The organism is Pseudomonas citronellolis (assembly GCF_029335315.1).
Classification (GTDB): domain Bacteria; phylum Pseudomonadota; class Gammaproteobacteria; order Pseudomonadales; family Pseudomonadaceae; genus Pseudomonas; species Pseudomonas citronellolis_A.
This window is the reverse complement of record NZ_JARJLT010000248.1, coordinates 1-9246: the sequence shown is the minus strand read 5'-3', so window position 1 is coordinate 9246 and position 9246 is coordinate 1. Positions and strand designations below refer to the sequence as shown.

Here is a 9246-nt window from a genome sequence, read left to right as displayed (position 1 = left end):
GGTACCTGACCCGTCATCCCCGCGAACGCGGGGACCCAGTGACTTTGGTGCCGTGTCTCGTCGTAGGAGCGCGCCATGCGCGAGCCTCACAGCTGTGCTACATGTCCCGCCGCCTGGTGCGCCCGCAGGTAGGGCAGCACCGCCGCCAGCAGCGGCGCCTTGAAGGCTTCCTGGAAGCGGTGGGCCATGCCGGGGATCAGCTTCAGCTCGGCGCCGCGGATGTGCGCCGCCACGTGCACGCCGTGCATCACCGGCAGCAGCGGGTCGGCGGTGCCGTGGATGACCAGGGTCGGCACGTCCAGGCGGTTGAGCAGGTCGACGCGGCTGGGCTCGGCGAGGATCGCCAGGATCTGCCGTTGCACGCCCTCGGGGTTGAAGGCGCGGTCGTAGGATTGCGCCGCCTGGTGCTGCAGTTGCTGGCGGTCGTCCTTCACCTCCGGGCTGCCGAGCGCGGCGAGCAGGTCGGCCTGCTGTTCGATGGCCTGTTCGCGGCTGTCGGCCTCGCGCCGCGCCAGCAGTTTCAGCAGGCTGTCGCTGGGCGCCGGCAGGCCCTGGGCGCCGGAGCTGGTCATCACCAGGGTCAGGCTGATGACCCGTTGCGGGGCCAGGTCGGCGACGTGCTGGGCGATCATCCCGCCCATGCTGGCGCCGAGCACGTGGGCACGCTCGACGTGCAGCGCGTCGAGCAGGCGCAGGGCGTCCCAGGCCATGTCGGTGAGGCTGTAGGGCGCGTTCACCGGCAGGTCGAGGCGGTAGCGGAGCACTTCATAGGTGAGGTTGGCGCTGGGCGTCGGCACCCGCCAGGCGCTCAGGCCGACGTCGCGGTTGTCGTAGCGGATCACCCGGAAACCCTGCTGGCAGAGGGCTTGCACCACTTCGTCGGGCCAGTGGATGAGCTGCCCGCCCAGGCCCATGATCAGCAGCAGGGTGGGGTCCTTCGGCGAGCCGATGCTCTGGTAGGCCAGGCGCACGTCGCCCAGGTCCACGGTCTCGGTGGCTACCCGTGGATCGCAGCGTTCGCCGGCAACACTGATGAGGGGCGCCAGGCACGTGAGCGCCAGCGCCAGCAGAAAAGCACGCATGAGAAAATCCGGAATGCAGAACCCCAGTGAAAGGCGATTCTGATGAATTTCCGTGCGTCGCTCTGCCACGTAACGGTGACACTTTGATGAAAGCTGCCGAACGGTCGCGGGCGTCGCCCGGCGGCGGGCGCGAAGGCCCGCCGCTGGCGTGTCAGGCCAGGCTGGCGAGGTCGCCGCGCAGCTCGCGGGCGGCGGCGACCATGTTCACCAGCGCCGCTTCGGTCTCCGGCCAGGCGCGGGTCTTCAGGCCGCAGTCGGGGTTAACCCACAGGCGCTCGGCGGGGATGCGCCGGGCCGCCTTGCGCAGCAGCGCGAGCATGTCTTCCTTGCTCGGCACGCGCGGCGAGTGGATGTCGTAGACGCCCGGGCCGATCTCGTTCGGGTAGTCGAACTTCTCGAAGGCCTCCAGCAGCTCCATGTCCGAGCGCGAGGTCTCGATGGTGATGACGTCGGCGTCCATCGCGGCGATCGACTCGATCACGTCGTTGAACTCGCTGTAGCACATGTGGGTGTGGATCTGGGTTTCGTCGCGCACCCCCGAGGCGCACAGGCGGAAGGCTTCGGTGGCCCAGTCCAGGTAGTGCCCCCAGGCGCTCCTACGCAGCGGCAGGCCTTCACGGAAGGCGGCTTCGTCGATCTGCACGATGCGGATGCCGGCGGCTTCCAGGTCGACCACTTCGTCACGGATGGCCAGGGCGAGCTGGCGCGCCTGGGTTTCGCGGGACACGTCCTCGCGCGGGAAGGACCACATCAGCATGGTCACCGGGCCGGTCAGCATGCCTTTCATCACCTTGTCGGTGAGGCTCTGGGCGTACTTGATCCATTCCACGGTCATGGCCTTCGGGCGGCTCAGGTCGCCGAAGATCACCGCCGGCTTCACGCAGCGCGAACCGTAGCTCTGCACCCAGCCGAAGCGGGTGAAGAGGTAGCCGTCGAGCTGTTCGGCGAAGTATTCGACCATGTCGTTGCGCTCGGCCTCGCCGTGCACCAGCACGTCCAGCCCCAGGTGTTCCTGGATCTGCACGGCGTGGCGAATCTCGCTGTGCATGGCCTCGGTGTACTCGGCCTGGCTCAGCTTGCCCTGCTTGAACGACTGGCGCGCCAGGCGGATGGCGGCGGTCTGCGGGAAGGAGCCGATGGTGGTGGTGGGGAACGCCGGCAGGTCGAGGCCGGCGCGCTGCTTGCCGATGCGCTCGGCGAACGGCGACTGGCGTTGCGCGTCGCCGGCCTCGATGGCGGCCAGGCGCGCCTGCACGGCCGGCTTGTGGATGCGCGGCGAGGCGGCGTGGCTGGCCTGCGCGGCGCGGCTGTGCTCAATAGCGGCGACGACCTCGGTGGCCTGCGGTTCCGTGGCGGCGCGCGCCAGCAGCGCGACCTCCTTGCACTTCTGCACGGCGAAGGCCAGCCAGCCCTTGAGTTCGGCGTCCAGCTGGTCTTCGCGTTCCAGGTCCACCGGGCAGTGCAGCAGCGAGCAGGAGGGCGCCAGCCACAGGCGCTCGCCGAGACGGTCGTGGGCGTGGCGCACGACCTCCAGGGCTTTTTCCAGGTCGCAGCGCCAGATGTTGCGGCCGTTGACCAGGCCCAGGGACAGCACCTTGTAGTTTGGCAGGCGGTCGAGGATGGTCGGGTACTGCTCCGGGGCGCGCACCAGGTCGATGTGCAGGCCGTCCACCGGCAGGTTCGCGGCCAGGCCGAGGTTGTCCTCCAGGCCGCCGAAGTAGGTGGCGACCAGCTTCTTCAGCGGCTCGCTCTGCAGCAGGTTGTAGGCGCGCTCATAGGCGTTCTTCCAGTCCTGCGGCAGGTCGAGGGCGAGGATCGGTTCGTCGATCTGCACCCACTCCACGCCTTGCGCGGCGAGGCGCCGGAATATCTGGCCGTAGAGCGGCAGCAGGCGTTCCAGCAGGTCGAGCTTGTCGAAGTCGCTACCTTTGGTCTTGCCCAACCACAGGTAGGTCAGCGGGCCGATCAGCACGGGTTTCACCTTGTGGCCGAGGACATGTGCCTCGTCGACTTCCTCGAACAGCTGTTCCCAGCTCAGCGCGAACTGCTGGTCGGCGCTGAACTCGGGGACCAGGTAGTGGTAGTTGGTGTCGAACCACTTGGTCATCTCTTGTGCATGGGCACCGCCGCAGCAGCTGTCGCCAGCGGCGCCACGGGCCATGCCGAACAGGGTGCGCAGGGTCGGCTTGCCGTCGGTCGGACGGAAGCGCGCGGGGATCACGCCGAAGGTCAGCGAGTGGGTCAGCACCTGGTCGTACCAGGCGAAGTCGCCCACCGGCAGCAGTTCGATGCCGGCGGCTTTCTGCACCTGCCAGTGCGCCGCGCGCAGGCCACGGCCGACGGCGCGCAGGCCGGCTTCGTCGAGCTCGCCGCGCCAATGCGCTTCGAGCGCCTTCTTCAGTTCGCGGTCGCGACCGATGCGGGGGAAGCCGAGGGAATGAGCCAGTGCCATGGCGGAAGTCTCCAATGCGGGATTTGATGGCGCACATTGTCGACAGCCAGCGCTTCATGAGACAAACTCAATCCATTCGCATTGAAATCAAGTTTTACTCATGTTGGAAGCGGCGCCATGCTCGAACTTCGTCATCTGAAAACCCTCCACGCCCTGCGTGAAGCCGACAGCCTGGTGGAAGCCGCCGAACGCCTGCACCTGACCCAGTCCGCGCTGTCGCACCAGTTCAAGGAACTGGAGGACCGCCTCGGCCTGCCGCTGTTCATTCGCAAGACCAAGCCGGTGCGCTTCACCAGCGCCGGGCTGCGCCTGCTGCAGCTGGCCGACAGCATGCTGCCGCAGCTGCGCGCCGCCGAGCGCGACCTGGCGCGCCTGGCCGGCGGCACCGCCGGGCGCCTGCACATGGCCATCGAGTGCCACAGCTGCTTCCAGTGGCTGATGCCGACCATCGACCAGTTCCGCGACGCCTGGCCGGAAGTGGAGCTGGACCTGGCCTCGGGCTTCTCCTTCGCGCCGCTGCCGGCGCTGGCGCGGGGCGACCTCGACCTGGTGGTGACCTCCGACCCGGTGGAGATCGCCGGCATCACCTACGTGCCGCTGTTCACCTACGAGGCGCTGCTGGCGGTGGACAACCACCACGCCCTGGCCAGCCGGCCCTACGTGGTGCCCGAGGACCTGGCCAGCCTGACGCTGATCACCTATCCCATCGACCGCGACCGCCTGGACATCTTCACCCGCTTCCTGGAGCCGGCCGACATCGAACCGGCGCAGGTGCGCACCTCGGAACTGACGGTGATGATGATGCAGCTGGTGGCGTCCGGCCGCGGCGTCTGCAGCCTGCCGAACTGGGCGCTGCACGAGTACAGCTCGCGCGGCTACGTGACCGCCAAGCGCCTCGGCGAGAAGGGCCTGTACTGCACGCTGTTCGCCGCGATCCGCGCGGACATGCTCGATGCGCCCTTCATGCGCGACTTCCTGCTCACCGCCAAGGACACTTCCTTCGCCACCCTCGAAGGGGTCAGCGCCGCCAAGGGCTGAGCCCGACCGGCGCCCGCCGGCTATGCTGAAGGCTCCACCGCCTGGGAGCTTTCGCCATGGGGTTGAACGATGCGGGCCAGCGGCTGCGCCGCGAATTGCTGAACATGGCCTTCCGCCACGAGGGCCTGGCCACCGACCTGAGTCGCAGCGCCGGGCAGTTGCCGGCGTCCCAGGCCGAGCACCTGGTGCGCATGGCCGCCTTTCTCCAGCGTGACGCCGAGCGGCTGATCGCCATCGCCGAACAGGTGCGCGGCGGCAGCATCAGCGTCGCCGACGGCCCCTGAGCCGGCGCCCGCCTAGGGCGCGTGCGGCGCCGGGGCCTGTTCCTGGGCCAGGCTCAGGCGGCGGGTGTGGAAGTCGTACTCGTACAGCTCGGCGTAGCGGCCCCATTCGATGGCCACCTTGAACACGCGCTCGGCCTCCTCGGTGTCCATGGACTCCTCCAGGCGGTCCAGCACGACTTTCTCGGCGATGCTGCCGGCGGGGTCGGCGCGCAGGCTCTCGAGGATGAAGCCGACCAGCGCCACGCGGCCCCGGCACTGCCGCGCGAACAGGTCCTGGCGCCGCGCCTGGCGGGCGGTGACGTAGTTGCGGCCCTGGCGGGTCAGGCTCAGGTCGCCGGCCACCAGCTGGGCCAGGCCGAGCAGGCCGAGGGCCTCGCACAGCGGGAACAGCACGTCGTCGGGCAGTTCGGTTTCCTCGGCCAGGTGCGGCAGGTCGGCGTGGCCGTTGAAGGGTTCGCCGGCGAGCAGCTCCAGCACGCTTTCCAGGCGCGCCACGTCGGCGTCGGGCAGGTGGTAGCCGAGTTCCACCGCCGGCGGCGCGCCGGCCGCGGCGACGGCTTCGGGGCGCTGGGTCATCAGCGCGTAGACCTCGTCGACCAGCGCGCGGACTTCCGCCGAGTCGGCGTTGCGCGGGCGCGGCAGGTCGATGCGCAGCTCCGAGCGCACCCGCCCCGGATCGCTGGCGAGGATGAGGATGCGGTCGGCCATCATCACCGTCTCCTCGATGTTGTGCGACACCACCAGGATGCTGCGGGTGGTGATGCGGTGTTCCTCCCACAGCTCCAGCATGTCGTCGCGCAGGGTCTCGCCGGTGAGCACGTCGAGGGCCGAGAAGGCCTCGTCCATCAGCAGCACCTCGGGGTTCATCACCAGCGCCCGGGCGATGCCCACGCGCTGGCGCATGCCGCCGGACAGCTCGCGGGGCAGGGCGCCGCCGAAGCCGGCCAGGCCGATCAGCTCCAGCGCGGCGTCGGCCAGCCGCGCGCGCTCGGCCGGGCCCACGCCCTGGGCTTCCAGGCCCAGCTCGACGTTCTGCTGCACGGTCAGCCAGGGGAACAGCGCGAAGGATTGGAAGACCATGGCTACGCCATCCACCGGCCCGTGGATCGGCCGGCCGCGGTAGTTCACCTCGCCGTGGTCGGCGCCGACCAGCCCGGCGATGATCCGCAGCAGGGTCGACTTGCCCGAGCCGGAACGGCCGAGCAGCGCGACTATCTCGCGCTCGTGCAGGCGCAGGTCGACGTGTTCGAGCACCGTGCGCGGCGTGCCGTCGGACGCCTGGAAAGCCTTGCCGACGGCCTTGAGTTCGATCAGGGGTTGGGCGTTCATCGACAATCCTCAGCGACGGTTTTCGGCGCGCAGGTACAGGCGCCGCCAGAAGAAGCGGTTGAGCAGCATCACGTAGATGCACATCACCCCGATGCCCAGGGCGATGCGGTGGAAGTCGCCGGTGTCGGTCATCTGCTTGATGTAGCTGCCCAGGCCGGTGGCGGTCAGGCTGGTGTCGCCCCAGCTGACGTACTCGGCGACGATGCTGGCGTTCCACGAGCCGCCGCTGGCGGTGATGGCGCCGGTGACGAAGCTGGGGAACACCGCCGGCAGGTACACCCGTTTCCACTTCAGCCAGCCGTGCAGGCCCAGGTTGTCGGCGGCCAGGCGCAGCTCGTAGGGAATGCTGGAGGCCCCGGCGACCACGTTGAAGAGGATGTACCACTGGGTGCCGAAGACCATCAGCGGGCTCAGCCAGATGTTCGGGTTGAGCTGGAAGTGCACCAGCAGCAGGACCACCAGCGGGAACAGCAGGTTGACCGGGAAGGCGGCGAGGAACTGCGCCAGCGCCTGGACCTTCTGCGACCAGCGCGGGCGCAGGCCGATCCAGATCGACAGCGGCACCCAGACCAGCGAGGCCAGGCCGATCAGCAGCATCACCCGGCACAGAGTGATCAGCCCCAGGCCGAGCACGTGCAGGGTCTCGCCCCAGCCGACGTCCTGGTGCACGAACAGCCCCAGGCGCACGAACGCCAGGGCGCAGGCCAGCACCAGCAGGGCGTCCCAGGCGCGCGGCCACCAGCCCGGCAGGCGCAGCCAGGGGCGCCGCGCGACGCGGCCGTCGTGGCGCTGCGGGAACCAGCCCATGGCGGCCTGGAAGGCGTCCGCCAGGCGCCGGCTGAACGCGCTCAGCCAGCGGCTGCGGCGGCCCCAGTCGAGCAGCCAGGAGCGCTGCGCGGTGTCGCCCTGGGACTCTTCGAAGCGGAAACGGTCGGCCCAGGCCAGCAGCGGGCGGAAGAACAGCTGGTCGTAGAGCAGGATGCCGGCGAGCATGGCGCCGATGGCCCAGGCGATGGCGCCCAGGTCGCGCTGGTCGATGGCCACCGCGATGTAGGAGCCGATCCCCGGCAGCTTGATGTCCTGCCCGGCCACCGAGATGGCCTCGGCGGCGACCAGGAAGAACCAGCCGCCGGACATCGACATCATCATGTTCCACAGCAGCCCGGGCATGGCGAAGGGCAGCTCCAGGCGCCAGAAGCGCTGCCAGGCGGAGAGGCGGAAGATCCGCGCGGCCTCGTTGAGCTCGGCCGGCACGCTGCGGAACGACTGGTACAGGCTCAGCGCCATGTTCCAGGCCTGGGAGGTGAAGATGGCGAAGATCGCCGCGCATTCCACGCCCAGCAGGTTGCCCGGGAACAGCGCGATGAAGGGCGCGATGGCGATGGCCTGGAAGCCCAGGATGGGCACCGACTGGAGCACGTCCAGCAGCGGGATCATGGCCTTCTCGGCGGCGCGGTACTTGGCCGCGATGGCGGCGAAGAGGAAGGCGAAGAGCAGCGAGAAGCCCAGCGCGGTGAACATCCGCAGGATGGTGCGCAGCAGGTAGTAGGGCAGGTACAGCGGGTCGAGGGAGATCGGCAGCGCCTGGCCGACCACGAACGGCCGGCTCATCTGCATGGCGCCGTAGGCGGCGAGCACCAGCAGGGCCAGCACCAGCGGCAGCAGGTACCAGTCCCAGCGATTCGGCGCGGCGTCCCGCAGACCTGGCGACGGGGTGAACTGGAGGGCCATGGTGGGTCTCTCGCGTCAGGGGGCGGGTGGCGGTCCGTGCACAACGAGTATGGCCCAGCGTTGCGACGTCGCCATGACGCGCGGGTGGGCCGTTGCGCAGGCGACTAAGTACGCGGAAAAGCTTAGGAATTCCTTAATCGCCGGGCGCAGCGCAGCCCTCAGCGGGTTTCCCGGGTCAGCTGCCAGCGGGTTTTCAGGGCGCGCAGGCTGTCGTCGCCGCGCATGCTCTCCAGCGCCGCCTGCCAGCGCGCGACCCGTTGCGGGTCGGTGGCGGGGGAGAAGGCGATGTAGGCGCCCTGGTGCATCACCGGCAACTGGTAATGCAGCTGCGCCGGATCGATGCCGGCCTCGCGGGCGAGGGTGGCGATGGTCAGGGTGTCGGCCACCACGAAGTCGGCGCGGCCCACGCGCAGCAGCTGCATCATCTGTTCCGGGCTTTCCACGCCGTAGACGTTGTCCAGGCCGCGCTGGCGCAGGTAGGCGTAGGGCACCCACTTGCGCGGCAGGACGATGCGCCCGGCACCGGGGGCCTGGGCCAGGTTCTGCAATGGCGCCGGCCGGGGGCCCATGGAGTAGAGCGCGACTTCCGCGTCCAGCAGGGGGCCGACCCACTGGTAGCGCGCCTCGCGCTCTTCCGTGCGGAGCACCGTGAAGGCCGCGGTGTCGGCCTGCGCGGCGGCCTCGCGCAGGGCGCGCAGCAGCGGCACCTGCTCCACATGCGGGGTGTCGCCGGCGCGCCGGGCCAGTTCCTCCACCACCTCAACGCCATAGCCGGCGAGCTGCTGGTGGTCGACGAACTGCAACGGCGGGTGGACGTCGGCGAGCATCCTCAGGTCGGCTGCGCTGGCGACGAGGGCGCAAGGCAGGAGCAGGCAACCGATCAGGAACTTCATGGCGCGACGACCTCGACAAGCAATGGCGGTCACAGCCTATCGGGTCGCGAGGTGTCTGTCTCGGGTGTTTGCGCCAATCTCGAGGTGCTTTGGACCCGATTGCCTGGCGCTCCGGAATCCGCCCGCTAGTGGTTCAGGCGCTGCGCTTCCGGGCCTTGCTTGCGCAGGATATGCACACAAGGCGAGCCGGCCACGGGGGTGAGCCGGTGGTGGCCGATACTGGTGAAGCCGATCGCGTCCAGCGCCTGGCGCAGCGCGTTGCACGGCTTCGTCTCGGCGGCCGCAGCGCCCTGGGTGTCGAACCCGCTGAACAGGATCACGGTGTCGCGGGTCACCCGGTGCAGCACCGCCAGGGTTTCCAGCGAGTCCTCCCGCCATTGCGGCAGTGAAATCAGCACGCAGTCCACCGAGCCGCGCTGCAGTTCTGTGTAGTCGGC

The 9246-nt window shown here is 69.4% G+C and carries 8 protein-coding genes; 2 read left to right on the top strand and 6 right to left on the bottom strand.

Annotated features, from left to right (window positions below; all coding sequences use genetic code 11):
- Window positions 1-86 precede the first annotated feature (86 nt).
- On the bottom strand, window positions 87-1082 hold the full coding sequence (locus P3W75_RS18745) for an alpha/beta fold hydrolase (RefSeq protein WP_276228817.1): 996 nt from the start codon (window positions 1080-1082) through the stop codon (window positions 87-89).
- Window positions 1083-1233: 151 nt separating this feature from the next.
- Entirely contained in the window at window positions 1234-3534 is a 2301-nt protein-coding gene (metE, locus tag P3W75_RS18740) for a 5-methyltetrahydropteroyltriglutamate--homocysteine S-methyltransferase (protein WP_276228816.1), read from the bottom strand.
- A 117-nt stretch (window positions 3535-3651) separates the two neighbouring features.
- Here metE and metR point away from each other — a divergent pair, with 117 nt between their 5' ends.
- Both metR and P3W75_RS18730 read left to right on the top strand, forming a co-directional pair.
- Window positions 3652-4572 (top strand): transcriptional regulator MetR, encoded by a 921-nt coding sequence (gene metR / locus P3W75_RS18735; protein ID WP_276228815.1) that lies wholly within the window; start codon window positions 3652-3654, stop codon window positions 4570-4572.
- Between the two features lie 56 nt (window positions 4573-4628).
- Complete coding sequence (locus P3W75_RS18730) at window positions 4629-4856, top strand: hypothetical protein (protein WP_276228814.1); 228 nt, start codon at window positions 4629-4631, stop codon at window positions 4854-4856.
- 12 nt (window positions 4857-4868) lie between these two features.
- On the opposite strand, the gene P3W75_RS18725 is transcribed toward P3W75_RS18730, so the two are convergent.
- The 4 genes from P3W75_RS18725 to P3W75_RS18710 form a co-directional block, all read right to left on the bottom strand.
- Complete coding sequence (locus tag P3W75_RS18725; RefSeq protein WP_276228813.1) at window positions 4869-6185, bottom strand: ABC transporter ATP-binding protein; 1317 nt, start codon at window positions 6183-6185, stop codon at window positions 4869-4871.
- Window positions 6186-6194: 9 nt separating this feature from the next.
- Window positions 6195-7916 carry an ABC transporter permease gene (locus P3W75_RS18720; RefSeq protein WP_276228812.1) on the bottom strand — a complete coding sequence of 574 codons (1722 nt, stop codon included), beginning with the start codon at window positions 7914-7916 and terminating at the stop codon, window positions 6195-6197.
- Window positions 7917-8074: 158 nt separating this feature from the next.
- Complete coding sequence (locus P3W75_RS18715; protein ID WP_276228811.1) at window positions 8075-8809, bottom strand: substrate-binding periplasmic protein; 735 nt, start codon at window positions 8807-8809, stop codon at window positions 8075-8077.
- A 125-nt stretch (window positions 8810-8934) separates the two neighbouring features.
- Window positions 8935-9246, bottom strand: a 312-nt coding sequence (locus P3W75_RS18710; protein WP_276228810.1) for a hypothetical protein, incomplete at its 5' end; no start/stop codon positions are given.

What these genes read in the sequence shown, in the direction of transcription:
- P3W75_RS18745 (WP_276228817.1), bottom strand. Translation starts at nt 1,082, where the DNA reads ATGCGTGCTTTTCTGCTGGCGCTGGCGCTCACGTGCCTGGCGCCCCTC.
- metE (WP_276228816.1), bottom strand. Translation starts at nt 3,534, where the DNA reads ATGGCACTGGCTCATTCCCTCGGCTTCCCCCGCATCGGTCGCGACCGC.
- metR (WP_276228815.1), top strand. Translation starts at nt 3,652, where the DNA reads ATGCTCGAACTTCGTCATCTGAAAACCCTCCACGCCCTGCGTGAAGCC.
- P3W75_RS18730 (WP_276228814.1), top strand. Translation starts at nt 4,629, where the DNA reads ATGGGGTTGAACGATGCGGGCCAGCGGCTGCGCCGCGAATTGCTGAAC.
- P3W75_RS18725 (WP_276228813.1), bottom strand. Translation starts at nt 6,185, where the DNA reads ATGAACGCCCAACCCCTGATCGAACTCAAGGCCGTCGGCAAGGCTTTC.
- P3W75_RS18720 (WP_276228812.1), bottom strand. Translation starts at nt 7,916, where the DNA reads ATGGCCCTCCAGTTCACCCCGTCGCCAGGTCTGCGGGACGCCGCGCCG.
- P3W75_RS18715 (WP_276228811.1), bottom strand. Translation starts at nt 8,809, where the DNA reads ATGAAGTTCCTGATCGGTTGCCTGCTCCTGCCTTGCGCCCTCGTCGCC.